The organism is Barrientosiimonas humi (assembly GCF_006716095.1).
In the GTDB taxonomy this organism is placed as follows: domain Bacteria; phylum Actinomycetota; class Actinomycetes; order Actinomycetales; family Dermatophilaceae; genus Barrientosiimonas; species Barrientosiimonas humi.
This window is the reverse complement of the sequence record NZ_VFOK01000001.1, coordinates 1,401,251-1,426,462: the sequence shown is the minus strand read 5'-3', so window position 1 is coordinate 1,426,462 and position 25,212 is coordinate 1,401,251. Positions and strand designations below refer to the sequence as shown.

The window sequence follows — 25,212 nt, the reverse complement described above, 5'->3', positions numbered from 1 at the left end:
ACGCCATGACCACCACCCACCCCCCGACCCTGTACGTCGGCAGCTGCGCGACGTGCGGCTGGAAGACCGAACCAGCGCGCTACGTCGAGGCCGGCGACCTGACCGAGCAGCACTCGGATATCTGCCCGGAGGCCAGTACCGAGGTCTGGCCGATGAATCCAACAGATCCGTCGGATCTGTTGGATTCGCACGACGGCCGCGTGCGGGCGTACCCGCCGAGGTTCGTCTGCCCCGGCTGGTGCACGACGCCGCACGAGCAGCACGTCGCGGACCTGCGCGACATGGAGGGGCAGGTCGTGCACCACGGCGTGCTCGACAAGGACCAGGAGACCGAGATCTGGCTCTGCGAGGCGACCTGGCCCGCCGGTGAGACCACCGGCGTCGCCCCGACCCTGACTGTGGTCGGCGGCGACGTACAGGAGCTGACGGCCGCGGAGGCGCGGACGCTCGCCGGGGCGCTGCTGCGGGCCGCCGAGTCGTTGGAGAGCGGTCAGCAGCCGGAGGTGGCCCGATGAGCAACCCCAGGTCATGGTGCTCCAAGGACGGGCACACCTACCGGATCACCCACGAGGGCCGCATAGAGGTGCTGGACCACGACGCCAAGGTGTGGCGAGCCGTCTGCGACCTGACGATGGTCGACGGGAACCTGTTCGGCATCCCCAGCGACCTGTTGCCGCACCGGCCGGTCGAGTATCCGGTGGTGCCGGCGGGCCGTGACCGTGGCCCGCACGTCCACCAGGCCGACCACCACCCCACGTGGTGCCGCCTCGGCCCGGAGTGCGCCCCGGAGGCTGATCGTCGCTACATCGAGCACCGCGGCTCCGACTTCGTGCTGCGCCCCGACCTGGACGACGTGCGGGCCGAGGTCACGGTGCGCCACGACGAGCACGTCAGCTGCGGCCTGGACCACGGCCGCACCGTCGTCGTGCTCGACCTCGAGAACGAGGCGATGCACGACACCCGGGCCGACGTCACGCTGCAGCCTGACGAGGCCCGACAGCTCGCGCACTGCCTGACCAAGGCCGCGTGGGTCGTCGAGAGCGCCTTCGGTTGGTACCCCAGGCGCGAGCTCGAGTCACAGGGGTAGTCCGCGATCCTGAACTACCAGATCCGGTATTACGGGATCCCTGAATACCGGGCGGTAGTGGAGGACCCTCCACTACCGCCCGGTCACCACCACGGTGGCCGGGCTGCCCGACATTCCAAGCGGTCTCAGGAATGCTGAGACCCGCCTGCCGAAGGGTCCTCAGATCGTGAGGACCCCGCGCGCAGGGAGAGGTGGTACGGATCGATCGATTCCAATGATCTTGGGAAGTGAGGACCCCGCGCGCAGGGAGAGGTGGTGAGTCATATGACTCACCTGCAGGAGAGCAACTTTGCTCACCTTGCTCGACGGGGAAGGGCTGAATGCCGGATTCCGCCATTGAGTGACGGCGAGCGCGTAGCGTGCCGCCATGAAGCGACTCGGCTCCCCGGTCGAGATGATGCTGCTCGGGGCCGCGGTGATGGTGATCGCGCTCCTGCTCGGCCGGGACACCCAGGGACAGGCCCTGTTCTACGTCGGCACGGCTGTCGCCCTGGCCGGCGGCGTCTGGTGGCTGGTCCGTGGCCACATCGCCGAGCACCGACGCAAGCAAGGCGGCGGCTAGCGCCAGGCTCGCGTGCTGGCTGGCGCGGGCTCAGCCGTCTTCGGCCTCGCTCTGGATGATCTGCCGCGCGATTTCCTGCAGCATCGCCTGCGACGTCACTGGCCCATCGAAGCCGTGGTCGACCTCGATGCCCTCGTCTCGCATGACTCGATCGAGATTCACGATGTGCTTCAACAGTCGGGACATGAGATGTGCCTGTGCGGTCAGCGTGTCAGCGGCGCTGTCGACCGTCTCCTCATTTGCCAGCCTGATCGTCTCGAGGGGCCCCTGTTCCGCGCCCTCCTCACGCAGGTAGCTCGTCGTTAGCGCCACCGCGCGGTGCAGTGCATTTCTGTGTCTCTGTGCGTCGCTCATGCCGCAGGCTATGCGAGGCTGGGCGACCATGAGAACCGGATCGAGTCAGGTCGTGCTCATCGCTGTCCCCGGCGGCGAAGACCTGCGGTTCGAGGCGGCCGATGAGTACCGGCGCTTCGACGTCGAGCATGACGGTGATGAGATCGTCGTCATCCAGTACGACCTCACCAGCGGCGGCGACTGGTCCAGGATTGAGGTCGCCCGCGTCTCAGCCTCGGAGTACACGAAGATCGCGAAGCGCAACGGAACCCCTGGGGGGTGACCCCGGACCTGGACGGCCGGCAACCTCCGGCATAGGGCCGGCTCTATCCCTGAGAGTTTTTTCGCCCTGGCGCGACCCCGGCGGACGTCGGCTCTCAGAAGCTCTGTGTGTGCAAGCGGCCCTGTGCCGGAGGTGGTTGGGCCGGGTCGAGCTGGGCCCTCCCCCCAGGGAGACTCATCCGGGGGAAGGGCCGCTCGGCGCTGGGTCCGGCGGAAAGGTCAAACGCCGATGCTCAGCGCACCTGCAGGTCGTCAGCCTGCAGGCTGTTCGTGGGTCAGCCCGCGGGCTGCGCGGCCGGGACGTGCACGATGGCCGCCTCGTGCGGGAACAGGGTGCCGACGCGCATGGTGCCCTTGACCGCGACGCGATCGCTGGTGAAGAAGACGCTGCCGTCGGTCTCGATCTTGGCGTTCTCGCGGATCAGCAGGAACGCGTGGTCCTTCGGGATACCCCAAACGGAACCGTCCTCGATGAACGGGGTCACGAACAGCGGGACACCCTGGATCACGCGCCCGGTCGGAACTGACGGGTCGGCTGCGAGCAGCGGCTCGTTGGAGCTGGTGCCCTTCTTCAGCTTGGCCAGCGCGAGAGCGGTCAGCGGGCTGGTGACGAACGCTGTGAGCTTCGCGCCGACGACCTCGGCCATGGTCAGCGCCTCGATGAACGGGTCGATGTTGGTGTAGCCGCTGCTGGTCGCGACGGTGGACTTCCCTGCCACGGAGTACAGGCCCTTGGGTGCCGGCGCGGGCAGATCTCCGAAGAAGGCCCGGTCGACCTGGCGGGCGATCTCGCGGGCGAGGCCCTGGCCGATCGCCTCGGTGGCGGCGGGGCTGGAGTCGTTGGCCAGCTCCCGGGTGATGATGGACAGGCCGGCGACCTTGCTCGGGGTGGAGGCCACCTCGTCGATGGTCATGTCGCTGGGCACGATCTCCTCGCCCTCGGCCGTCCATGCGGCGGTGGGGTCCTTGGTGACCCGGGGGAGGCGGAAGTCGTGGGTGGCGATGTTGACGACGGTGGCGACCTGGGCCGCGATGGACTTCTCGGCGACGGACTGGATGAGTAGCTGGCCCCGGGTGTCGGGGACGATCGCGTTGGCGTTGCTGGTGGTCAGCATGATGCTGGGCTCCTTCGGGAGGCAGGCGGAATCTGGTGGGTGCGGAGCACGGCTCCTGGCACGTCGTCCGCGGTGTCGGCCTCCCGGGCCTCACTGGTGAGAGCGGGTGGCTCCGGGCCGGGGCCGCTCTCACCAGTGAGGATACCCCCTCGGGGTGTCAGCTTCGCCGGCCCTGCAGCGCGTCTTGCCACGTCATCGGGCGGGGCCCCTGACCGATATCGGTATCCGACGCGCCAGAGCGCAGGTTGGTGAGCGGCTGCTTGCGTCCGGGTCTTGCCTGCTGCCGCTGCCAGTGGGGGTGCTTCTCCAGCGTCGCGTTGACCGTCTTGAGCAACCGTTCGCGGTCAAGCGCACCGTCGTCGCCGTACAGGCTGTCGAGGTCGAGCGGGTCGCCGTCGGTGCGGAACAGGTCGAGGCCGTCGGCCATGCCGTGCTCGGTCGCGGCGCGCACGACCTCGGCCTGGCGCATCGCCCCGATCTGCTCGCGCAGTGCCTGCGCCTCGGTCTCGGTGGCGCGCAGCCGTTCCCGCAGACCCTTGGCCTCGTTGCGGACCTTCGCGAGGCGCGTGTCGGTCAGGGCCTCCTCGGCGGTCTGCGGGTCGTCGAGCACGGGCGTGCCCGATGCTTCGGCCAGGTCGTTCCCGTCGTTGGTCTCGGGCGTCTCATTGGGCGATTGCCCAATGAGGTCGGCGCGGGGTTCCAGGTCGACCTCTGGAGTTTCGGTAGTGGTGCTCGTGCTGTCGGTCATGGTGAATCTCCTTCAGAACCCGTACTGGTCGTTCCAGTCGGTGTGTCGAGGTGGGCCGAACGGTTCGGGTGCGTCGCCGGTCGTGACCGGTGGGTCACGGCGCGGGTCGACGGTGTAGGTGATGCCCGTCGCCTCGAACACCACGACGCGGAACACCACCGCAGGGGTGCCGCGCACCGTGGTCTCGGCGCTGGTCTGAGTCGACCCGTCGAGCGCCAGGGCCGCGGCCGGCTCCCAGACGGCTGCGAGCTCGAGCTCGGCCGCTGTGGCGTGCCGGGCGAACCCGGAGCGTGCGCGCAGCTTGGTCGAGTCGGCCACCTTCGTGACGTCCTCCTCGGCCAGCAGCGGGCAGCTCAGCCGGTGCTGGAACGTGAAGGACCACAGCCATTCCCCGCCGCAGCGGGGGCAGTGCTTGGTGTCGTCGGTCATGGGGTTGCTTCCTCTCGGTCGGCGCTGGCTGGCCGGCCGCATCCGAGGCAGGCCGGTTCGAACGGGGCGGCCTTGGGGCCGGTGATGGGGCGGGAGCAGAGACCGCACGTGCCGGTCGAATCAGTGCCAAGAACGTCCAAACCTGGGCGAGGGGTCTCCCTCTCCTCTTCTTGGTGTGCACGTGTGCTTGGTTGGTCATTTCTGGCACTGATCTGTAGGGCCGACGGGTCGATGCCTTCGGCGAGCCGGTAGTGCCACCTCGTCGCCGGCTTCCCGGCCCACTCGATCTCCTCCTCGTCGCAGGCGAGCACGCCGAGCATGTGCAACGCCTGCAGCTGCCGGTCGACGGTCGCGCGCGGCTTGGCCAGCCGCTTGCGCACCTCGGCCGTGGTGGAGTCGGGGTGCTCGGCGAGGTCGTCGACGATCGCGAGCCGCAGCGGCGGCATCGAGTCCCGGGCGCAACGGATCGCCAGCGCGAGCGCGGCCGCCCGGTCCAGGCCCAGCGCGGCAGCGCCGCGCATCACCTGCCCGAGCTGCTTGGCGAACCGGGTCGGTGCCTCCGGGGCGTGCGCGTTCACCACGTCACCGCGGTAGTCGTACTCGACCGCGGTCCGGGCCAGCGTCACCAGGTCCGCGGCGGCGAGCAGCACCTCGATCTCGGCCTCGGTCGCTGGTGGCACGTCCGGGTCGAGCTGGGTGATCACCGCGGTCACCGCCTCAGCCAGCTCGCCGCGCATCTGCTCCTCGCTGCCGGTGTTGCGGATCGCCTGTCGCCCAGCGGCCTGCCGTCCCTGGTGACTGTCGACCCGGACCAGCACGAACCGGTCACCGCACCGGGCGATGACGGCGTGCGCACTGTCCCAGGCGGTCGTGACCGCGCCGGCCAGGCCGATTCGCCCGGACCAGGTGAGCCGCCGCCCACCGTCGGCTCCGACCGGGCGGGACCACGCGCCGTCGTAGACCTCGCGCAGGGCACCGAGCACCTCGTCCCGGCGGTCCCGGTTCATGCTCAGGATCGAGGTCATGTCCTTGACGACGAGCACGCCGGAGGAGCCGATCTCGCGCAACAGCCCTCCGGTCGCGCCCTCGGTGCGGTCCTTCTTCGGGGTCGCGGACAGCAGCCCGGCCTCACCGCTGATGGTGCTGATCGGTAGCGCGCCGGCGCCCGAGAGCGCCTGCACCGTCTCGGTTTTCGCGTTGCCGGAGCCGCTGACCAGGAGCAGCCACAACGGGTCGCCGCTCATCCGCTCGACCGCGCAGACCGCGAGCACCGCGTCGAGCGCGTCGGTGTCGTAGTCCTGGCCCAGCCACTTGCGGAACACCTCGTGCACCTCGGCCAGGTTGGCCGGCGCGTCCGGCGGCGGCACCGGGCCGTCGTAGTGCTCAAGCATGGGCACCACCCGCCTGCCCGCGCCGACGAGCATGGTCGGCCCGGAACGCTGCGACGCCCGCGGCCTCGCGACGGGCAGCCGCCTCGACGCTCAGCTCGTGGCCGCGGTCCGGCAGCTGCGCGGCCGCGTGCACGACCGCGGCCGCAGCACGCTGCAGCGCACCGAGCTCGGCGTCCTGTAGCTGGCGGCCCCGCTCGAGGCCGGCCGCGTAGCCGCAGGCGTGCCCGTCGAGCCAGAGCCGCCAGGCGTCCTCGGACAGAGCCGCGAGGTCGACCGGGGCGTCACTACCCAGATGGGTAATCAGGGGTGCGCTCATCGGTCGTCACCCAGCAGCCGCCGACGGTACTCCTCATTCTCGACGAGCTGACCGTTGCACTCCGGACACAGGAGAACGTTCCAGCCCGGCACGACCTCGTGATGGAAGACGTGCTCCGGGCGCGAGCAGCTCCGCACGTGGTCCCACGTGTCGTAGTCGCGCCACCAGCCATCCGGCTCGCCAGCCCGCCGGCGGCATGTCTCCACGACGTTGCGGACCTGGCGGACCTCGAGGCCCAGGTTGCAGTGCCACAGGCGCACCAGGTTCGCCGAGCCGTGAGTCAGCACGGGGCCCAGCACCTGCAGACGGTGACCTCGCACCGTAGTCTCCGGGTCGCGCGGGTCGGCGCCGGGAAGAATGTCTCCAACCAGCCGGACTCGCGTCACGGCCAGCGCGACATCCCAGCGCCGTCGCGTCCGGATGTGACGCTCCGCATCCGCGAGGAAGTCCCACCCGCCCAGCGCAGCGAGGTCGGTCACGGCGTGGTATCCGCAGTAGCACCCAGGGTGCGGAGGGCGGTGATCACTCCGGGGGCAGATCGCCCGTGCCCGGTAGTACCAGGCAACCTCGTGAATGTTCATCTCCGGCCTGGGGTCGTCGGTGGTGGGGTTCGTTACCCAACCCGCGCCCGTGATGAGATCGAACCTCCAGCCCACGACGGACTCGGTGTTTGCGCTCATCGCAGATCACCGCCGTCAAGCGGCTGTACGGGTACGACGCGCACCAGCTCGAGCCGGGCCGCCAGGCCTCGAGCCCGCGCGCGGTCCGCCTTCTTGGCGGCAGAGTCGAGGTTCACGAACAGTTGCTCGACCAGCGCACCGTCGGCGCGCTCGGTCCAGCACCGCACGGCGAAGTCTCGACGTCGAGAGAGTTCGATCAGCCCCGCGCGGCGCTCAGCCCTGTTGTCGGTGGTCTGTGGGATAGTTGAAGCGCCGTTGAAGTCGCCTGCTGAAACGTGCTCTGCCGCCTCGGTTCCCACGCCGGGGCGGCGCTCGTTTGCCCTCACGCCGCGTCACCGCCGACAGCTCCGCCGCTACGCGGTGCCCTCTCGGGCGGCTCGGTTCGATTCGGTCGGCGCCGGCTGGTGCTCTTGCCACCAGCTGCGGGTGACCGCCCTGGCGGCGGTGATGAACCGCCGGTGGGAATGGGGGAGAGCAGGGTCTCGAGCTCGCCAGCGTCGACGCGAACCGCTCTCGCGCCGAGCCTGTAACCGGTGAGTCGACCGGTCGCGATGAACTTGCGGATCGTACGGTCGGTGACCCCCAGCTGCTCAGCAGCCTCAGCCTGGGTGAGCCAACGACGAGAAATCGATTGAGGCATGACCAGCGATCCCCTTCTCGGGTCTCAGCCAGTCCTCAGGCTTTGACGCTTAACCCCGCGTCGGGCTCGCTCTCACGCGACAGGACAAGTGACTATCAACTTGGTGCACGCAGCGTACTACCCCTTGGCCGACGCTTCCGGAACAGACACGCGGGCGATGTCCATGCTGGGCACCTTGCCGCTCTGGCGTCCCGTCTCCGGCCGATTGCGCAGTGCCTCCACCAAGAGCGCCCCAGAGACCGAATAGTCGAAGCCGCAGCGGCAGCTCGCGATGAAGTCGTCAGACGCCCAGACCGTGCCGCTGACAGAGTTCACGGATACCCAGCGGCGCGAAGGTCGTTCCTGGGGTGCCACGACGAGGGCAACGAGGGATGGTCGCTGGTGGCCAGGGCGGTGGCACAGCAGTTCGAGGCTCCGCGTCTTGCGCGACCACTTGCTGGCGTGGAAGGAGTTTCGAATCCTGGGCCGCGACCCGTCCAGGTTCCGGGCTGTTGAGTGGCCGCTCGGTGGCGGGGTGTCGCGCCACCGATCTGGGTAGTCGCTCACTTCTCGCCCTCCGCGATCTTCGACAGTGCGGCCGCAATCTTTGCGTCTCGGCCCTCGGCGCTGTGCTGGTAGCGCAGCGCCGCCGCTGGGGTGGCGTGCCCCAGCCGCTCCATCAGCTCGGCCAGAGTCGCCCCGGTCTGTGCTGCGAAGACCGCCCCGGTATGCCGCAGGTCGTGCCAGCGCAGGTCTGGCCGACCGGCAGCCTCTCGGGCGGGGTAGTAGGACCGGTAGAGGCTGCTCGGCTGCAGGTGCGTCCTGCCGTCGGCTGCGGGGAACAGCAGTGCGTTCTTGCCGCGGCCCACGTGTCGGTCGAGGTGGTCCTGCAGCAGCGGTACGAGGTGTGGGGGCACCGCCACGGTGCGCTTGCCGGCGTCACTCTTCGGGTCGCCGACAACGAACTCGCCGCTGACACGGGTCACGCCGCGCTCGACGTGGATCAGTCCGCGTCTGCGCTCGGTGTCGAGGTCAAGGTCTGCGCGGCGCAGCTCGGTCGCCTCGCCGAAGCGAAGGGCGCACCAGGCGCAGACCAGGACCAGTGCGCGTAGCCGCTCGGGCATGTGCTCAACGATCGCTGCCAGCTCGCTGAGCGTGGCCGGCTTGATCTTCTTGCGCCGGCGGGAGGTGCCTGCTCCTTGGATCACACAGGGGTTGGCTTTCAGGTGTTGCGCCTGCACGGCGTCGGCCAGGATCGTCTGCAGCAGGCTGTAGGAGTGTGCTCGCAGAGTGGGCGTCTTGACCCCCATGTCGGTGCGCCACTGCTCGACGTGCTCGACCGTGATGTCGGTGACGCGCAGGTCGCCGAACGCCGGAAGCAGTACCCGCTCGAGCAGGCGGTTGTAGTGGTCGCGGGTGCGAGGCTTGAGCGGCTCTCCGTCCTTGGTCCGCCGATTCTCCACCCACGGCTTCACGAACTCGGCGAACGTGATGCCTTCGCGGCGCGGTCGTTCGGCCTTCCAGTCATCGCGAGTGATGTCGGCGTACCGGGTGCCCAGCCAGGCGTTCGCGTCGGTCTTGGTGGTGAAGGTGTGCTCCGCGCGGTGCTCTCGGCCGTCGGGGCCGGTGTAGCGAGCCTGCCAGCGGCCCGAGGGCAGCTTGCGGACGCTGCCGAAGGTCGCTCGTCGACCGCGGCTGTTGCCGCCCCCAGTGTGCTTCACAGTGTCCCTTCCCGTGCCAGATCCGTGCCAGAACTGAATGGTATTCCGTTCCGTTGCGTTCCGCACGGTTCCGCGATACTGTGCCACGTATCAGCAGGTCAGACGCCTGTTGGTGCAGGTCAGAGGTCGGGGTGCGACACGCCGTGTTCACTGGTTCAAACCCAGTATCGCCCACCAGCACGGAACGGCCCCTGACCTGCGGAAACGCGGATCAGGGGCCGTTTGCGTTGAGCGGCGCCACATTTCGTACGTTCTCGCACGATCTGAGACGGCCCCCTCCCGGGATTCCGCGGAGACCCTTCTGCATTTCGTACGTCCTCGCACGATCTGAGACGGCCCCCTCCCGGGCCCGAGCTGACCCGCGCCTCGCGCCGCGACCGGCCGTGCCACCCTGTGCGCCATGAGTCGGGCGCGGGCGGTCTTCGGGGACCGCAGCGCCCGCGGCGTCGCGGAGATCACCCATGACCCGGCGCGCCTCGACGCCGGCGGGTTCTGGGTCGTCGTGGCCACCTTCGAGGGCGAGCTGACCGCCGTCCGGATGGATGACGTACGTCGGGAGCAGGTGACCCCCGCCCCGCACCTGTCCGGGCCTCACCTGCCCGAACCCCACCTGTCCGGGCCGGACGGTGCCGACCCGGCCGCGGCGTGGACGTCCTCGCTGACGGAGGCGGACTACCGCGCGGGCGTGGAGGAGATCCGCCGCCGGATCTCGACCGGCGAGGTCTATCAGGTCAACCTCTGCCGGGTGCTGTCGACGCAGATCGCTCCCGAGACCGATCTGGACCTGCTGGATCAGGTTGTGCGGCAAGGGAATCCGGCTCCCTACGCCGCACGCATCGACATCCCCGAGGCCGGCCTCGACCTGGTGTGCGCCTCGCCGGAGCTCTTCCTGGAGCGCGTCGGCGACACGCTCACCTCGGCGCCGATCAAGGGCACCGCGCCGACGGCCGACGAGCTGCTGCCGAAGGACCGCACCGAGAACGTCATGATCACCGACCTGGTGCGCAACGACCTGTCACACGTCGCGCAGCCGGGCACGGTGGCCGTCGACGGGCTCTGCGCGCTGGAGCACCACCCGGGCCTCGTGCACCTCGTCTCGACCGTCACCAGCAGGCTGCGCCCGGACGTCGCCTGGACGGATATCCTCGCCGCCACCTTCCCGCCCGGCTCGGTCTCCGGCGCGCCGAAATCGACTGCGCTCACAGCGATCCGGGACCTCGAGACGGTGCCGCGCGGTCCCTACTGCGGGGCCGTCGGCTGGGTCGACGCCGACGCGGGGGAGGCGCGACTCGCCGTAGGGATCCGCACGTTCTGGGCCGAGCACGACCGGGCGGGACGGCGGTGGCTGCGGTTCGGCACCGGCGCGGGCATCACGTGGGGCTCGGACCCGGAGGGCGAGTGGTGGGAGACTGCCCTGAAGGCGCGTCGCCTCGTGGGGCTGGCGCGCACCGTCACGGAGAACGACTAACGGGGTGACACGCGTGACCATCACGGTGTGGGTCAACGGAGAGCTGGTCGACGACAAGCCGTCGATCGTCGCGACCGATCACGGGCTCACGGTCGGCGACGGCGTCTTCGAGACGTGCAAGGTCGTCGACGGCGAGGTGTTCGCTCGCACGAGGCACCACGACCGGCTCGACCGCTCGCTCGCGGGGCTCGGCCTGCCCGCCGCCGACCGCGGTTACCTCGACGAGGGCATCGCCGCCGTGCTCGACGGACTGAGCGGCCTCGTGCGGCTGCGCTACACGGTCACCGGCGGCCTGGGCCCGCTCGGTTCCGAGCGCATCGGCGAGCCCATGACGTACGTCGTGATGGCCTCTCCCATCGACGCACCTCCGGCGACCACGACCGTGCTCCCGGTCGACTGGACGCGCAACGAGCGCAGCGCGGTCGCGGGGCTGAAGACGACGTCGTACGCCGAGAACGTCGTCGCGCTGCGAGCCGCCCGCGAGGCCGGCGCCACCGAGGCGATCCTGCCCAACACGCGCGGCGAGCTGTGCGAGGGCACCGGGTCCAACATCTTCGTCGTCGTCGACGGCGAGGTCCTGACGCCGCCGCTGGAGTCCGGCGCGCTGGCCGGGATCACCCGCGCGCTCGCCCTCGAGTGGGGCCAGGACGCAGGGCTGCCGGTGCGCGAGCGCACGCTGCCCATGTCGGTGCTCGACACCTGCGACGAGGCGTTCATCACCTCCTCGACCCGCGACATCCAGGGCGTCAGCGCCATCGGGGAACGTTCGCTGCCCGCCGATCGTCCTCTCACCGAGGCCATGGCCCGCGCGTTCGCGGCGGCCGCCGCGAAGGAGAAGGACCCCGCCTGATGACCGACTCGAAGTTCGACGAGTCCCGCCCCGTCGACCCCAGCGCGAAGTACGTCGACCGCAACCGCACGCTCGACGCCGACGAGGACGACTGGGCCTGGCGGGCGCGCATCCGCGCCAACCCCCGGTCGCGCCGGATCTATCGCATCGCGGTCGCCGTCATCGGCACGATCGTCGTCCTCGGCGGTCTCGTGGCGATCCCGTTCCCCGGACCGGGCTGGCTCATCGTCTTCCTCGGCCTCGGCATCTGGGCCTCGGAGTTCGAGTGGGCGCAGAAGGTGCTGGAGTGGGTGCGCGGCAAGGTGCGCGCCTGGGAGCGCTGGCTGCGGCGGCAGTCGATCGTGGTGCAGGCCATCTTCGGGTTGCTGACCTTCGCCCTGGTGCTCGCGATCTTCTGGGCGCTGTTCCGGTTCAGCGGGATCCCGGGGTTCTTCCCCGACGCGGTGGAGACCTGGCTGCGCCAGGTGCCGGGGCTGGGCGGCGCGTAGCCCCGATTTCGGTTGTGGCGCCGGGACGGGCTATCCTTCCCGACGCACCAGGACGTGTAGCTCAGTTGGTTAGAGCGTTCGCTTCACACGCGAGAGGTCAGGGGTTCGAGTCCCTTCACGTCCACCACGAACGGGCCGCGGAGCGCAGACTCCGCGGCCCGTTGTCATGCCGCCCGCCGGCCGGACCGGCTGAACCCACGCCCTAGCATCACCAGGCGTGGACGACGTACAGGACGACCGGCACCGACCGTCCGGCAGCGAGAGCGACAGCGGCCTGCCCGCCGTGCGCAGCAGCACGACGTGGGGGCGGATGTGGCGCCCCTTCTGGGCGCTGCCGCTCGCGGTCGTGGCCGTCGCCCTCGTCGTCGGGGTGCTGCTGCCGGAGTGGGAGCGCGGTGCCGTCGACGACCTCCCGTTCGTCTTCCAGGGCGGGGCCGACGGGGCGCGCAGCGTGCTCGGCACCATCGCGGGGGCGATGATCTCGGTCACCGGCCTGGTCTTCTCCATCACGATGGTCGTGGTGCAGCTCGCCAGCAGCCAGTTCAGTCCGCGCGTGCTGGGCGACTTCCTCTCCAGCCGGGTCACGCAGGCCACCCTCGGCGTCTTCACCGCGACGTTCGTCTACGCGCTGACCGTGCTGCGCTCGGTCGAGGGGACGTCCGACACCGAGTCGTTCGTGCCCCAGCTGTCGATCACCCTGGCGTTCCTGCTCGTGCTCGGCAGCGTCGTGATGTTCCTCGCCTTCATCCACCACATCACCACCGCCATCAAGGTCTCCTCGATCGTGTCGCACCTGGGCGAGGACACGATGGACGTCATCGGGCGCTACTTCCCGCCGGGCGACCGCGGCGCACCGCAGCAGCCGGAGTGGGAGCCGCCGACGTCCGCCCCGCACCAGATCGACGCGGTCGAGCACGGCTACATCGCCGAGATCGCGCTGCGCCGGCTGCTCGACTGGGCCGTCGAGCACGACGCCGTCGTGCAGGTGCTGCTGCCCGTCGGCCGCTTCGTCACCGAGGGCTCGCCCGCGCTGCGCATCTGGCCGGCGCCCCCGGAGGACGAGGCCGACGAGCTGCGCCGGACGGTGGTGGTCGAGCAGGACCGGGTCATGCACCAGGACCCCGGCTTCGGCGTGCGCAAGCTGGTCGACATCGCCGAGCGGGCCCTCAGCCCCGGGATCAACGACCCGACGACGGCCAGCGAGGTGCTCGACGAGCTGCACCGCATCCTGCGCGCCCTGGTCGCCCGCCGCGACCTGCCCGACGTCGTCGAGCGCGACGGCACGGTCCGCCTGGTCCACCGGCCGCAGCGGGTCGCCGAGCTCGTCGACCTCGCGCTGGAAGAGGTGCTGCACTACGGCGAGGAGTCGCCACAGATCCCGCGTCGGGTCCTGAGCATCTGCCGTGCCGTGCGCCCGGCAGCCCTTCCCGAGCACGTCCCCGCCCTGGACCGGTGGGAGCGGGTGGCGCGTCGGATGGCCGACCAGCTCGAGGTGGAGGCCTGACCGGTCCCACGGTCGGTGCGCCGCCGGCCGGCGCGGATCGCTAGCCTGGACCGACGTACGCCCGCCTGACCGGCCGTACGCCCCACACCGATCACCTCGATCAGCCAGGAGTACCCATGCCCGCGCAGCTCACCCTGACCGTCTCCGGAGACGAGCGATCGGTCGAGCAGGGCACGACGGGCACCGACCTGTTCGGCGACGACCGCGCGGTCGTCGCGATGCTCGTCGACGGTGAGCAGCAGGACCTGTTCCGCGAGCTGGCCGACGGCGCGGCGGTCGAGCCGATCACCGTCGACTCCGAGGCGGGTCTTGCGATCATGCGGCACTCCGCCGCGCACGTGCTCGCCCAGGCCGTGCAGCAGGTCAACCCCGACGCGAAGCTCGGCATCGGCCCGCCCGTCACGGACGGCTTCTACTACGACTTCGACGTCGCCGAGCCCTTCCAGCCCGAGGACCTCAAGGCTCTCGAGAAGGCGATGCAGAAGATCGTCAACGAGGGGCAGACCTTCGCCCGGCGCGTCGTCGGCGACGACGAGGCGCGCACCGAGCTGGCCGGCGAGCCGTACAAGATCGAGCTGATCGGCCTCAAGGGCGGCGCCGCCGACGCGGCAGAGGGGGCCGACGCCGAGGTCGGCGCCGGCGAGCTGACGATCTACGACAACCTGCGGCGCGACGGCTCGCGCGCGTGGGGCGACCTGTGCCGCGGGCCGCACGTGCCGACGACCAAGGTGCTCGGCAACGCGTTCAAGCTGCTGCGCTCGGGCGGTGCCTACTGGCGCGGGTCGGAGAAGAACCCGCAGCTGCAGCGGATCTACGGCACCGCCTGGCCGACCAAGGAGGAGCTGAAGACCTATCTCGACCGGCTCGCCGAGGCCGAGAAGCGCGACCACCGCAAGCTCGGCGCGGAGCTGGACCTGTTCTCCTTCCCCGAGGAGCTCGGCTCCGGCCTGCCGGTCTTCCACCCCCGCGGCGGCGTCATCAAGCGGCAGATGGAGGACTACGTCCGCCAGCGGCACATCGACGAGGGCTTCGAGTACGTCGGAACCCCGCACATCTCCAAGGAAGCGCTCTTCCACACCTCCGGCCACCTGCCGTACTACGCCGAGAGCATGTTCGCGCCGTTCAAGGTCGACGAGACCGACTACCGGCTCAAGGCGATGAACTGCCCGATGCACAACCTGATCTTCCGCTCGCGCGGCCGGTCCTACCGCGAGCTGCCCCTGCGGCTCTTCGAGTTCGGGCACGTCTACCGCGCCGAGAAGTCCGGCGTCGTGCACGGGCTCACCCGGGTGCGCGGCTTCGCCCAGGACGACAGCCACTCCTACGTCACGCGCGAGCAGGCGGCCGAGGAGATCCAGCACCTGCTGGACTTCGTGCTGTCGCTGCTGCGCGACTTCGGCCTCGACGACTTCTACCTCGAGCTGTCGACCCGCGAGACCGAGGGCGACAAGAAGGACAAGTTCATCGGCTCTGACGCCGAATGGGAAGAAGCCACAAGGGTTCTCGAGGACGTCGCGACGCGCTCCGGCCTGGAGCTGGTGCCCGACCCGGGCGGCGCCGCGTACTACGGCCCGAAGATCTCGGTGCAGGCGCGCGACGCCATCGGCCGCACCTGGCAGATGTCGACGATCCAGTACGACTTCAACCAGCCCGAGCGGTTCGACCTCACCTACACCGCGTCCGACGGCAGCCGCCAGCGTCCGGTGATGATCCACTCGGCGAAGTTCGGCTCGATCGAGCGCTTCCTGGGCGTGCTGGTCGAGCACTACGCCGGAGCGTTCCCGGTCTGGCTCTCGCCGGTCCAGGTGCTCGGGGTGCCGGTGGCCGAGGAGTTCGCCCCGTACCTGAGCGAGGTGCTGGATCGCATGCGCGCCAAGGGGATTCGCGTCGAGCTCGACGACAGCGACGACCGCTTCCCCAAGAAGATCCGCAACGCGAGCAAGGCGAAGGTGCCGTACGTCCTCATCGCCGGCGGTGAGGACCGCGACGCCGGTGCGGTGTCGTTCCGCTACCGCGACGGGTCGCAGCGCAACGGGGTGCCTGTCGACCAGGCGATCGAGGAGATCCTGGCCGCGGTCGAGGGCAAGGAGCAGGTGACGACCTCGCCGGAGTGACCGGCTCGTTCGTGGCGGTCCGCGTGAAGTCACAGGTGCGTCACAGCCTGTCGAGAGACTCGCTGTCAGGGCGCGAGTTCCCTTGTCGCGCGTGAACTTTCATACACAGGCTGAAGGTGTTTGATAAGCGTCGATTCGCTTACGCTCTGGCCGCATGAAGCGACTGTCGCAGCCGCCCGTTCTCACCGATACCGCCCTGCTGATCGCCCGGGTCATCCTGGGAGTAGTGCTCGTGGCCCACGGGGCGCAGAAACTGTTCGACAACGGAATCGCCGCAACCGCAGACGGATTCGGCCAGATGGGCATCCCGGTGCCCCAGGCGGCCGCGTGGTTCGCCGCGCTGGTCGAGTTCGGCGGGGGCATCCTGCTGATCGTCGGCGCCCTGATGCCGCTGGTCGGGGTGCTCGTGGCGATCAACATGTTCGGCGCCTTCTGGTTCGCCCACCGCGAGGCCGGCGTGTTCGTGACCGACGGCGGCTGGGAGCTCGTCGCCGTCATCGGCGCGCTGGGCCTCCTGCTCGCTGCGACCGGGGCGGGGCGCTTCAGCGTCGACCAGGTCGTCCTCGGGCGCTCCCGGGTGAGCCAGCCGGCAACGGCCGCCGCCTGATCTCGTACGACTGACCATCGATGGGTCCACGGCGGCTGTGCTTCACTGCCGCCGTGGACCCGATTCAGGTGCGGCAGGCCGAGCGAGACGACGCGCTGGGCGTCGCAGCCCTCGTCCTGGCCATGGACCGCGAGGACGGCGCCGACGCCCGGCCCGGCTTCCTCACCGAGTACGCCGACGCCTGGCTCCTCGACGTCGACCGCCGGCCGACGTGGCTGGCCGAGGAGTCCGACGGCAACCCGGTCGGCCTGGTGCAGACCGCGATGGTGCGCAAGCTGCCGTCGCTGCGGCGCCCCACGACGGCCTGGATGCACGTGGCGCTGGTGTTCGTGCGCCCGACGCACCGGGGGAGAGGTATCGCCGAGCGGATGCTGCGCGACGCGGTCGAGTGGGGAGTGGCGCAGGGCGTCGAGCGCTTCCAGCTCAACGCGGAGCCGAAGGCTCGGACGCTGTACGAGCGGGTCGGCTTCACCGCGCCCGGTGAGCGGCTGATGGAGCTGCGCGTCCCGCCACGTCCGTAGCGCTCCCACGCTGGTCGAGTAGCACGTCCATGCTGGTCGAGTAGCACCCACGCTGGTCGAGTGGCACGTCCACGCTGGTCGAGTAGCGCGACGAAGGAGCGCGTATCGAGACCCTCTCGACGCTGCCGACAGGTCGTTGTCGGTGCCTGCTGCTAGACCTGGGCCACGTCGACACACCGACGCCACGGCCTGGTCGCCCGGCCGCGATTGCACCTGCCCCACAGAACGACCCTGAGCAGCGAAAAGCCTTGTCCCGCAGCAAAATTCATCCGTTCGAACCGCTTGCACACTGTTCGAACACGTGTACGATAGGGGCATGAGCAGCGCACACCCCGCCACCCACGCCGGGCACCCCGGCAACGGGCCGGTCGCTGCCCACCTGGCCACCGCACGCGACGCCCTGGAAGCGGCCTACGCCCAGATCCGCAACAGCACCGAACCCGCCCCCGGGCCGGGGGAGGTCCTGGCCCAGATCCGCGACACCCAGACGCTGATCGACCTGACCGAAGCGATCCAGACCCACCGCCTGGCCCAGCACGCCGGCACCATCACCCACTACGACCCGCACACCGACGGTGGCGTCACCACCGGCAGCACGGACCCCGGCGGTGACGTCGCGGCGGGCGCGGATGTCGAGGCGCTCCAAGAGCAGGGCCGGCTGGGCGCGATGCTGCCGCTGGGCGACGGGCGCCCCGCGGCGGGGCACCGGGCCGCTCGGGGGCGGCTGGGTGACCTGACAGACCGCGCGGTCAGCGACGTCGCTGCGCTGCTGCAGTGGGGGCCGCGCACCGCGGCACGACGGATGCGCGAGGCCGTGGATGCGGTGTGCCTGACACCGGTCCTGGTCGACGAGCTCGCCGACGGCACCATCGACCGGGCCCGCGTGGCCGCGGTCACCGATGCGCTGATCGATGTGGCCGAGCCCGACCAGGCCTGGGCCGGGGCCCAGCTGGAGCACGCGATGCTGACCGGTGCCCGCGGTGGGATCGGGTCCTGGACCGCGACCACCACCCGCAAACGCGCCGCCGCTGCGGTCGCCGAGATCGACGCCGGTGTCACCGCCCGGTCCCGGGAACGGCGGATCCGGCAGGCCGAAGGCGTCTGGTTCGCCCCCGGCAAGGTCCGTGGCACCACCGACCTCAAAGCCACCCTGCGCACCGAACAAGCCGCGCAGATCAAGACCGCGATCGAAAAGCTCGCCTGGGCCTACCGCACCCAACACCAGCAGCAGCCCGCCGACGGCACCCCCGAGGAAGAGCGCCAGCTCGCCCGGGCCGTGCCGGACCAGGCCGGCACGGAACGCCTCGACCAGGAGCAGCTGGGCCAGGCGCAGCCCCGCGAAGAGCGGCCGGGTGAGGAGCAGCCCCGCGAGGAGCAGCCGGGTGAGGAGCAGCCGGTCGGGGTGGTCGACCAGGCCGCCCATCAGGCCCGTGAGGGGGCGCAGCGGCAGGCGCCGAGCCTGGCGCAGTGCCGCACCCAGGCCCTGAGCGACCTGCTGCTGGCCAACGCCCAGGTGCAGGCCGACTGCACCTTCCTGATCCCGGTCCGCGCCCCTGAGGACCACGCCGCGCTACGCGCCTGGGAAGACCTCGGCCCGGCCATGCAAGCCACCGGCATGAGCCTGGCGCTGCGACCCACGCAAGAAGTCATCATCGACCCCGACAGCTTCACCACCTGGCTCGAGCACCACCCTCCGCCCCCGGACCACCCTGACCCCGAACGTCGCGATCAGGACGAGGACAGGGCGGGGCACCTCGAACCCTTCGAGGCTCGGCCGACTTGTTGCGACCTCGAGACTCGGCCGCCCGATCACGACCTCGAGGCGCCGCACGAGGACGACATCGTGGCGCCCGAGGACGAACCCCTCGTGATCGAGATCCCGCCGGACTGGCCCGCGGGGCCCGACGGCACACCCGCCGACCTCGGACCCCTGCTCCAGGCTGCCCGCGATGCCCAGGCTGCCACGGTCGCGACCGGTGCAGCCCACGTAGGCAACGGGTCGAGCGAGGCCGACGGGTCCGGCGCGCTGGACAGCAGCGACGCCCTGCCGCCGTGGGTGCCGCCCGGGCGGCGGGTGCGGCCCGACCCCTGGCTCGAAGCCGTCACCGGCACCATCGACAACCTGAGCCTGCTCAACCACCTGCTACGCCCCGGCCGCCCCGCCCTGGACGGCGCCGCGGACGACAGCAGTGGTGACACCGCCGGCAACCCTCGCGGCGGGCCGGGACACCCCTGGGCACCCGGCCACCCCGGAGACATCACCGTCGACGGCGTCGGCGTCATCCCGGCCGACCTGGTCCCCGGCCTGCTCGACGCCGTCGGCCACACCGCCGGCCGGGCCCTGCTGTCCGAGACCACCGGCACCCTGCGCGAGCACACCACCCACGCCTACCGGCCCACCGCAGGCATCGCCGCCTTCGTCGGCCTCCGCGACCGAACCTGCCGCTTCCCCGGCTGCACCCGCCCGGCCGAGTACGCCGACAACGACCACGTCGACCCCTACGGCCGGCCGCGCCACGGCAAGACCACCCCGACCAACCTCGCGCGCCTGTGCCGCAGCCACCACCTCGCCAAGCACTCCGGCGCCTGGACCGTGACCATCAGCCCCGACGGCGTCATGACCTGGACCAACCTCGCCGGCCACACCCTCATCACCTACCCCGACCACGACCCGCCACCCTTCTGACCGTGCGCCCGGGCGGCGCCGCGCAGCAGCGGCAGGACGGCTTCCGGATAGAGCGCAAGCACGGTTCGCACAGCACCAGGGAGTCCGCCGGCCTCGCCACCGTCGCCAGCGCCCCGCTCGGCGGGATCCCCGGCGTCGCGATCCCCGGCGTCGCGCCGGAGATCCCGCCACATCACGGGCAGCCGCTCGCCGTCGTTCTCGACCAGCTCGCCGCCCTCACGGATGACCGCGGCCGGAGTGACCGGCGGCGTCGCCCCGCTCAGGCGGTGCGCTCCACCACCAGCACGGGGATCTGCCGGTCGGTCTTCGTCTGGTACTCCGCGTAGGGCGGGTAGGCCGCGACCGCGCGCTCCCACCACTGCTCGCGCTCGTCGCCGCTGAGCTCACGCACGACCCCGTCGAACCGCTGCGTGCCGTCCTGCACCTCGACCTCAGGGTGAGCCGTCACGTTGAGGTACCAGGTCGGGTGCTCGGGCGCGCCGCCCTTGGAGGCGACGAGGGCGTACGCCCCGTCGTGCTCGACCCGCATCAGCGGCACGCGGCGCAGCTTGCCCGACTTGCGGCCGCGGATCGTGAACACGGCCACGCTCATGCCCTGCACGTCGGCGACCTCGGTGGTCCCGGCGGCGTCGATGGCGGCCAGCTGCTCGGCGACCCAGGGGGTCTTCTCCTCGGCGAGCTCTCCGTGAAGGGGCATCGGTGTTCCTCTCGTCTGGGGACAGGCGTCCATCGCGACAACATCGCGGGTCCGGACTCGATTCCGGCTCCGCCTAGGATCGTGCCCGTGACCGACGCCACCGAGCCCGAGACCGACTTCGCGCGGGTGCCGGACGGCTTCCAGCGGCTGTGGACCCCGCACCGGATGGCGTACATCCAGGGGGAGAAGCCGGCCGACGAGCCGGGGGAAGGCTGCCCGTTCTGCGCCGCGCCGCACAAGTCCGACGCCGACGGACTCATCGTCCACCGCGGCGAGACCTGCTACGTCGTGCTCAACCTGTTCCCCTACAACCCCGGGCACGCGCTGATCTGTCCCTACCGCCACGAACCGGCGTACGTCGGGCTCACCGACGAGGAGACGCTGGAGTTCACCGCGCTCACCAAGGCGACCGTGCGCGCGCTGCAGCGCGCGTCGGCGCCGATGGGGTTCAACCTCGGGATGAACCAGGGCGAGATCGCCGGAGCCGGGGTGGCCGCGCACCTGCACCAGCACGTCGTGCCGCGCTGGGGAGGCGACTCCAACTTCCTCCCGATCGTCGGCCAGACCAAGGCCCTGCCAGTGCTGCTGGAAGACACGCGACAGGCCCTGGTCGAGGCGTGGCCGTCCTGAGCTGCGCGGTCAGTACGCTGAGCGCACCATGCTGAACCGATTCGCGCGGGCGCTGTTCACCAAGCTGTTCACCCCGCTGGCCCGGCTCTTCCTGCGTCTCGGCATCAGTCCGGACGTCGTCACCCTGGTCGGCACCCTCGGCGTGAGCCTCGGGGCGCTGGCCTTCTACCCCCGCGGCGAGTTCTTCCTCGGGACGCTGATCATCACGCTCTTCGTCTTCTCCGACACGATCGACGGGGTCATGGCGCGCATGTCGGGGCGCTCCAGCAAGTGGGGTGCCTATCTCGACTCCACCCTCGACCGGGTCGGCGACGCCGCGATCTTCGGCGCGCTGGTCATGTACTACGCCGGCGACGGCGCCAACACGCTGATGGCCGCCCTGGCCCTGGCCTGCCTCATCCTCGGCAGCGTCGTGAGCTACGCCAAGGCGCGCGCCGAGGGCCTCGGCATGACCGCCAACGTCGGCATCGCCGAGCGCGCCGACCGGCTGGTCGCCGTGCTCGTCACCACCGGGCTGGTGGGCCTGGGGCTGCCCGAGGTCGTGCTGACCGTCGTGCTCGCGCTGCTCGCCGTCGCCAGCCTCGTCACCGTGCTGCAGCGCATCCTGACCGTCCGCCGGCAGGCGCTCGGCCCGGCCGCCACCCCGGAGTCATGAGCCGCTTCGCCGACCGGGCGACGCTGGCTGCCTATCGCCTGGGCTGGGCGGCCGTACGCCGGATGCCCGAGCGGGCTGCGTACGCCGCCTTCGACGGGATCGCCCGCGTCATGCACCGGCGCGGCGGCAAGGGCGTGGACCGGTTGCGGGCCAACTACGCACGGGTCCGCCCCGAGCTGGGGCCCGCGGAGCTGGACGCGCTGGTGCTCGCCGGGCTGCGGTCGTACATGAGGTACTGGTGCGAGGCCTTCCGGTTGCCCGACATGACGATCGACGAGCTCGTCGACCGGGTGCGCCTGCCCGGCATCGAGGCGCTGCGGGCCCAGCTCGACTCCGGCGGCCCGGGGGTGCTGTTCCTCGGGCACCTCGGCAACTGGGACATGCTCGGAGCCTGGGCCACCACCCAGCTGGCCCCCGTGACGACCGTCGCCGAGCGGCTCGAGCCCGAGGAGCTGTTCGAGGAGTTCCTGTCCTTCCGCGAGGCGCTCGGCATGACGATCCTGCCGCTCACCGGTGGGCAGAGCGCGTTCGGCCAGCTGCTGCGCGCCGCCCGCGACGGCGCCCTCATCCCGCTGCTCGCCGACCGCGACCTCACGACCAGCGGGATCCCGGTCACCCTCTGCGGCCACGCCGCCAGTGCCGCCGCCGGGCCCGCCGCGCTGGCCGTGGCCTCCGGGGCGCCGCTGTTCAGCCTCGGGGTGCACTACGAACGACGCCCGGACGGCAGGTACGACGTCGTCGGCACGTTCGGCGGGCCGTACGACCCGCCCGAGGGGCTCGCCCGGGACGCCCAGATCGCGGCGCTGACCCAGCGGTGCGTCGACGACCTGTCGGTGATCATCCGCGAGCACACCGAGGACTGGCACGTGATGCAGCGGGTCTTCACCGACGACCTCCCGCGGCGGAGGCCCGGATGAGGATCGGGATCGTCAGCCCGTACTCCTTCGACGTGCCGGGCGGGGTCAACCTGCACGTGCAGGACCTCGCCGAGAGCCTGATCGGCCTCGGGCACGAGGTGAGCGTGCTCGCGCCGGCCGACGACGGCACCCCCGTGCCGGACTTCGTGACGTCGGCGGGCAAGGCGGTGCCCGTGCCGTACAACGGGTCGGTCTCCCGCCTGACGTTCGGGCCGGTCACCGCCGCCCGGGTCAGCCGCTGGATCGAGCGCGGCGGATTCGACGTCATCCACGTGCACGAGCCCATCACCACCAGCGTGTCCATGCTCGCGATGTTCGCCGTCGAGGGTCCGGTGGTCGCCACGTTCCACACCTCCCAGCTGCGATCGCGCCTGCTGGTCACCCTCGGCGGCTTCCTGCAGCCGAGCCTGGAGAAGCTCAGCGCGCGCATCGCCGTCTCCGAGGACGCCCGCCGCACCGTGACCACGCACCTGGGCGGCGACGCCGTGATCATCCCCAACGGCGTGTTCGTCGACCGGTTCGCCGGAGCGACGCCCCGTCCGGAGTGGCAGGGGACGCCCGAGCGGCCGACGATCGCCTTCCTCGGTCGCATCAACGAGCCGCGCAAGGGGCTGCCGGTGCTGCTGCGGGCGATGCCCCGCATGCTGCGCGAGATCCCCGGGCTGCGCCTGCTGGTCGCCGGTCCCGGCGACGCCAAGGAGGCGCTGGCGGGCCAGCCGCGCGAGGTCGTGGCGGCCTGCGAGATGCTCGGCGCGGTGAGCGACGCCGACAAGCCACGCCTGCTCGCGTCGGCCGACGTCTACTGCGCGCCCAACACCGGCGGCGAGAGCTTCGGGATCATCCTCATCGAGGCGATGAGCGCCGGCGCGCCGGTGCTGGCGAGCGACCTGGGAGCCTTCCGGCGGGTGCTCGACGACGGCCGCGTCGGTGCGCACTTCCGCAACGAGGACCCCGAAAGCCTTGCGGCAGAAGCGATCTCGCTCCTGCGCGACGAGACCCGGCGCGCACGGCTGCGCGCCGACGGGCTCGCGCGGGCGCGGCAGTTCGACTGGTCGGTCGTGACGCACGAGATCCTCGCGGTCTACGAGACGGCCATCGCCGGCTACGCCCCGCCGGCCTCGGGCCGGACCCTGCGGCGCTGGGGGAGCGGCTGATGGAGATCGTCGCGTGGGTCGCGCTGGTCGTGACCCTGGTGTCGTTGATCGCGTGGCGGCTGACCTACACGGCGGCCCGGCTCGACCGGCTGCACGGGCGTGTCGAGGGCACCGTGTCGGCGCTGGACGCCCAGCTGGTGCGGCGCGCCGAGGCGAGCCTGGAGCTGGCCCGGTCCGGTGGGCTGGACCAGGTGTCGTCCCTGTTCCTGGGCGCGGCCGCGACGGCCTCGCTGGAGATGGCCGACCACGAAGAGGTCACCAGCGAGGTGCGCGAGCAGGGCATCCGCCCCGACCGGGAGGCCGCCGAGAACGCGCTCACCGAGGCGCTGGCGGAGGTGCTCACGCCGGAGGTGGTCGCCGACCTGCGCGAGCGCGGGGGAGCGGGCGCCGAGGGGGTCGCGCTCATCGCGAGCGCGGGCAAGCGGGTGCAGCTGTCGCGGCGGTTCTACAACGACGCCGTGCGGGACGTACGCCGGGTGCGGGCCAAGCGACTGGTGCGCTGGTTCCGGCTCGCCGGCCGCACGGCCCTGCCGCAGTCGATCGACTTCGACGACTCGCTGCCGGCGACGCTGTAGTCACTGCCCCAACCGGCCGTGGCCTCTAGGTGCCACGAGAGCCGCGATGGCCGTTTGCTGCCTCCGCGTGGTCGTACGCTGGCCGCATGACTGCCACGCTCCCCAGCACCACCGCGCCCGACACCACCCGCGAGACCGGCACCGCCCGGGTCAAGCGCGGCATGGCCGAGATGCTCAAGGGCGGCGTGATCATGGACGTCGTCACCGCCGAGCAGGCCAAGATCGCCGAGGACTCCGGCGCCGTCGCGGTCATGGCGCTCGAGCGGGTGCCGGCCGACATCCGCGCCGAGGGCGGCGTCTCGCGGATGAGCGATCCCGACATGATCGAGGGCATCGTCGAGGCGGTCTCGATCCCGGTGATGGCCAAGGCGCGCATCGGCCACTTCGTCGAGGCGCAGGTGCTGCAGAGCCTGGGCGTGGACTACATCGACGAGTCCGAGGTGCTGACCCCCGCCGACTACGCCCACCACATCGACAAGTGGGAGTTCACCGTGCCGTTCGTGTGCGGCGCGACCAACCTGGGCGAGGCGCTGCGCCGCATCACCGAGGGCGCGGCGATGATCCGGTCCAAGGGGGAGGCCGGCACCGGTGACGTGTCCAACGCGACCACGCACATGCGCACGCTCCGGGCCGAGATCAACCGGCTGCGCAGCATGGCCCCCGACGAGCTGTACGTCGCCGCGAAGGAGCTCCAGGCGCCGCACGACCTCGTCCGCGAGGTGGCCGAGCAGGGCAAGCTGCCGGTCGTGCTGTTCACCGCCGGCGGCATCGCGACCCCCGCCGACGCCGCGATGATGATGCAGCTCGGCGCCGAGGGCGTGTTCGTGGGCTCGGGCATCTTCAAGTCCGGCAACCCCGCCGAGCGCGCCGCGGCGATCGTCAAGGCGACCACCTTCTTCGACGACCCCGACGTGATCGCCAAGGTGTCGCGCGGCCTCGGCGACGCGATGGTCGGCATCAACGTCCCGTGGTCGAAGTCGGGCGGCACCGAGCACGCCACGGAGTTCACCCGGCTGGCCGACCGCGGCTTGTGACCCCGGCCGCAGCCTGAGCTGCCGACCGG

General features: G+C 71.0%; 30 protein-coding genes and 1 tRNA gene. 21 read left to right on the top strand and 10 right to left on the bottom strand.

Features of this window, described 5'->3' with window-relative positions; genetic code table 11:
• Positions 1-5 precede the first annotated feature (5 nt).
• The 3 genes from FB554_RS06745 (at position 6) to FB554_RS06735 (ending at position 1,649) form a co-directional block, all read left to right on the top strand.
• Entirely contained in the window at positions 6-515 is a 510-nt protein-coding gene (locus tag FB554_RS06745; protein WP_142005267.1) for a DUF6907 domain-containing protein, read from the top strand.
• Positions 512-1,087 (top strand): hypothetical protein, encoded by a 576-nt coding sequence (locus FB554_RS06740; RefSeq protein ID WP_142005266.1) that lies wholly within the window; start codon positions 512-514, stop codon positions 1,085-1,087. The genes FB554_RS06745 and FB554_RS06740 overlap by 4 nt, the downstream gene beginning before the upstream one ends.
• A 367-nt stretch (positions 1,088-1,454) precedes the next feature.
• Positions 1,455-1,649, top strand: a complete 195-nt coding sequence (locus FB554_RS06735; RefSeq protein WP_142005265.1) for a hypothetical protein — start codon at positions 1,455-1,457, stop codon at positions 1,647-1,649.
• 30 nt (positions 1,650-1,679) lie between these two features.
• Here FB554_RS06735 and FB554_RS06730 read toward each other — a convergent pair whose 3' ends face one another.
• Complete coding sequence (locus FB554_RS06730) at positions 1,680-2,003, bottom strand: hypothetical protein (RefSeq protein ID WP_142005264.1); 324 nt, start codon at positions 2,001-2,003, stop codon at positions 1,680-1,682.
• Between the two features lie 28 nt (positions 2,004-2,031).
• Between FB554_RS06730 and FB554_RS06725 the strand changes: the two genes are divergently transcribed.
• Positions 2,032-2,265 (top strand): hypothetical protein, encoded by a 234-nt coding sequence (locus FB554_RS06725; RefSeq protein ID WP_170206800.1) that lies wholly within the window; start codon positions 2,032-2,034, stop codon positions 2,263-2,265.
• A gap of 274 nt (positions 2,266-2,539) precedes the next feature.
• Here FB554_RS06725 and FB554_RS06720 read toward each other — a convergent pair whose 3' ends face one another.
• The 4 genes from FB554_RS06720 to FB554_RS06705 all read right to left on the bottom strand — a co-directional run bounded on the left by FB554_RS06720 (position 2,540) and on the right by FB554_RS06705 (position 5,947).
• The gene (locus FB554_RS06720) at positions 2,540-3,379 is read right to left on the bottom strand and encodes a phage major capsid protein (protein WP_142005262.1); all 840 of its coding nucleotides are present in this window, start codon (positions 3,377-3,379) and stop codon (positions 2,540-2,542) included.
• 157 nt (positions 3,380-3,536) lie between these two features.
• Entirely contained in the window at positions 3,537-4,127 is a 591-nt protein-coding gene (locus FB554_RS06715; protein WP_142005261.1) for a hypothetical protein, read from the bottom strand.
• A 12-nt stretch (positions 4,128-4,139) separates the two neighbouring features.
• Positions 4,140-4,556: a hypothetical protein gene (locus FB554_RS06710; RefSeq protein WP_142005260.1), complete on the bottom strand. Its 417-nt coding sequence runs from the start codon at positions 4,554-4,556 to the stop codon at positions 4,140-4,142.
• Positions 4,553-5,947, bottom strand: a complete 1,395-nt coding sequence (locus tag FB554_RS06705; protein WP_142005259.1) for an ArsR family transcriptional regulator — start codon at positions 5,945-5,947, stop codon at positions 4,553-4,555. Before FB554_RS06705 ends, FB554_RS06710 begins: the two co-directional genes overlap by 4 nt.
• Between FB554_RS06705 and FB554_RS06700 the strand changes: the two genes are divergently transcribed.
• Positions 5,946-6,128, top strand: coding sequence for a hypothetical protein (locus tag FB554_RS06700; protein ID WP_142005258.1), 183 nt, complete (start codon positions 5,946-5,948; stop codon positions 6,126-6,128). The genes FB554_RS06705 and FB554_RS06700 overlap by 2 nt on opposite strands.
• Before the next feature lie 131 nt (positions 6,129-6,259).
• Here the strand turns inward: FB554_RS06700 and FB554_RS06695 are convergent, their stop codons facing one another.
• The 4 genes from FB554_RS06695 to FB554_RS06680 form a co-directional block, all read right to left on the bottom strand.
• Complete coding sequence (locus FB554_RS06695; RefSeq protein WP_142005257.1) at positions 6,260-6,742, bottom strand: hypothetical protein; 483 nt, start codon at positions 6,740-6,742, stop codon at positions 6,260-6,262.
• A gap of 197 nt (positions 6,743-6,939) precedes the next feature.
• On the bottom strand, positions 6,940-7,242 hold the full coding sequence (locus FB554_RS06690) for a hypothetical protein (protein WP_170206799.1): 303 nt from the start codon (positions 7,240-7,242) through the stop codon (positions 6,940-6,942).
• Positions 7,243-7,265: 23 nt separating this feature from the next.
• Positions 7,266-7,583, bottom strand: coding sequence for an excisionase family DNA-binding protein (locus tag FB554_RS06685; protein WP_142005255.1), 318 nt, complete (start codon positions 7,581-7,583; stop codon positions 7,266-7,268).
• A 542-nt stretch (positions 7,584-8,125) separates the two neighbouring features.
• Entirely contained in the window at positions 8,126-9,370 is a 1,245-nt protein-coding gene (locus tag FB554_RS06680) for a tyrosine-type recombinase/integrase (protein ID WP_236022316.1), read from the bottom strand.
• Positions 9,371-9,683: 313 nt separating this feature from the next.
• On the opposite strand from FB554_RS06680, the gene FB554_RS06675 reads away from it, so the two are divergent.
• The 10 genes from FB554_RS06675 to FB554_RS06630 all read left to right on the top strand — a co-directional run bounded on the left by FB554_RS06675 (position 9,684) and on the right by FB554_RS06630 (position 19,847).
• Positions 9,684-10,751: a chorismate-binding protein gene (locus tag FB554_RS06675; protein ID WP_142005254.1), complete on the top strand. Its 1,068-nt coding sequence runs from the start codon at positions 9,684-9,686 to the stop codon at positions 10,749-10,751.
• Positions 10,752-10,764: 13 nt separating this feature from the next.
• Entirely contained in the window at positions 10,765-11,601 is an 837-nt protein-coding gene (locus FB554_RS06670) for an aminotransferase class IV (RefSeq protein ID WP_211344543.1), read from the top strand.
• Positions 11,601-12,089, top strand: coding sequence for a TIGR02611 family protein (locus FB554_RS06665; RefSeq protein ID WP_142005253.1), 489 nt, complete (start codon positions 11,601-11,603; stop codon positions 12,087-12,089). Before FB554_RS06670 ends, FB554_RS06665 begins: the two co-directional genes overlap by 1 nt.
• Before the next feature lie 50 nt (positions 12,090-12,139).
• Positions 12,140-12,216, top strand: a tRNA-Val gene (locus tag FB554_RS06660).
• A 90-nt stretch (positions 12,217-12,306) separates the two neighbouring features.
• A complete protein-coding gene (locus FB554_RS06655) occupies positions 12,307-13,593 on the top strand; it encodes a DUF2254 domain-containing protein (protein ID WP_142005252.1) in 1,287 nt (428 codons plus the stop codon).
• A 116-nt stretch (positions 13,594-13,709) separates the two neighbouring features.
• A complete protein-coding gene (gene thrS, locus FB554_RS06650) occupies positions 13,710-15,707 on the top strand; it encodes a threonine--tRNA ligase (RefSeq protein ID WP_142005251.1) in 1,998 nt (665 codons plus the stop codon).
• 154 nt (positions 15,708-15,861) lie between these two features.
• Positions 15,862-16,314, top strand: a complete 453-nt coding sequence (locus FB554_RS06645; RefSeq protein WP_142005250.1) for a DoxX family protein — start codon at positions 15,862-15,864, stop codon at positions 16,312-16,314.
• Positions 16,315-16,367: 53 nt separating this feature from the next.
• Entirely contained in the window at positions 16,368-16,835 is a 468-nt protein-coding gene (locus tag FB554_RS06640; RefSeq protein ID WP_170206798.1) for a GNAT family N-acetyltransferase, read from the top strand.
• Between the two features lie 316 nt (positions 16,836-17,151).
• Positions 17,152-19,521, top strand: coding sequence for an HNH endonuclease signature motif containing protein (locus FB554_RS17795; protein ID WP_142005248.1), 2,370 nt, complete (start codon positions 17,152-17,154; stop codon positions 19,519-19,521).
• Positions 19,522-19,523: 2 nt separating this feature from the next.
• Positions 19,524-19,847: a hypothetical protein gene (locus FB554_RS06630; protein ID WP_142005247.1), complete on the top strand. Its 324-nt coding sequence runs from the start codon at positions 19,524-19,526 to the stop codon at positions 19,845-19,847.
• On the opposite strand, the gene FB554_RS06625 is transcribed toward FB554_RS06630, so the two are convergent.
• The gene (locus FB554_RS06625) at positions 19,781-20,218 is read right to left on the bottom strand and encodes a nitroreductase family deazaflavin-dependent oxidoreductase (RefSeq protein WP_142005246.1); all 438 of its coding nucleotides are present in this window, start codon (positions 20,216-20,218) and stop codon (positions 19,781-19,783) included. The genes FB554_RS06630 and FB554_RS06625 overlap by 67 nt on opposite strands.
• A gap of 87 nt (positions 20,219-20,305) precedes the next feature.
• Between FB554_RS06625 and FB554_RS06620 the strand changes: the two genes are divergently transcribed.
• From FB554_RS06620 to pdxS, 6 genes are all read left to right on the top strand, one after another.
• On the top strand, positions 20,306-20,848 hold the full coding sequence (locus FB554_RS06620; RefSeq protein WP_420809465.1) for an HIT family protein: 543 nt from the start codon (positions 20,306-20,308) through the stop codon (positions 20,846-20,848).
• 28 nt (positions 20,849-20,876) lie between these two features.
• Positions 20,877-21,503: a phosphatidylinositol phosphate synthase gene (gene pgsA, locus FB554_RS06615; RefSeq protein ID WP_142005245.1), complete on the top strand. Its 627-nt coding sequence runs from the start codon at positions 20,877-20,879 to the stop codon at positions 21,501-21,503.
• A complete protein-coding gene (locus FB554_RS06610) occupies positions 21,500-22,420 on the top strand; it encodes a phosphatidylinositol mannoside acyltransferase (RefSeq protein WP_142005244.1) in 921 nt (306 codons plus the stop codon). The genes pgsA and FB554_RS06610 overlap by 4 nt, the downstream gene beginning before the upstream one ends.
• Positions 22,417-23,574 (top strand): glycosyltransferase family 4 protein, encoded by a 1,158-nt coding sequence (locus tag FB554_RS06605; protein ID WP_142005243.1) that lies wholly within the window; start codon positions 22,417-22,419, stop codon positions 23,572-23,574. Before FB554_RS06610 ends, FB554_RS06605 begins: the two co-directional genes overlap by 4 nt.
• Positions 23,574-24,149, top strand: coding sequence for a LemA family protein (locus FB554_RS06600; protein ID WP_142005242.1), 576 nt, complete (start codon positions 23,574-23,576; stop codon positions 24,147-24,149). The genes FB554_RS06605 and FB554_RS06600 overlap by 1 nt, the downstream gene beginning before the upstream one ends.
• An 86-nt stretch (positions 24,150-24,235) precedes the next feature.
• Entirely contained in the window at positions 24,236-25,183 is a 948-nt protein-coding gene (pdxS, locus tag FB554_RS06595; protein WP_236022314.1) for a pyridoxal 5'-phosphate synthase lyase subunit PdxS, read from the top strand.
• Positions 25,184-25,212: the final 29 nt, after the last annotated feature.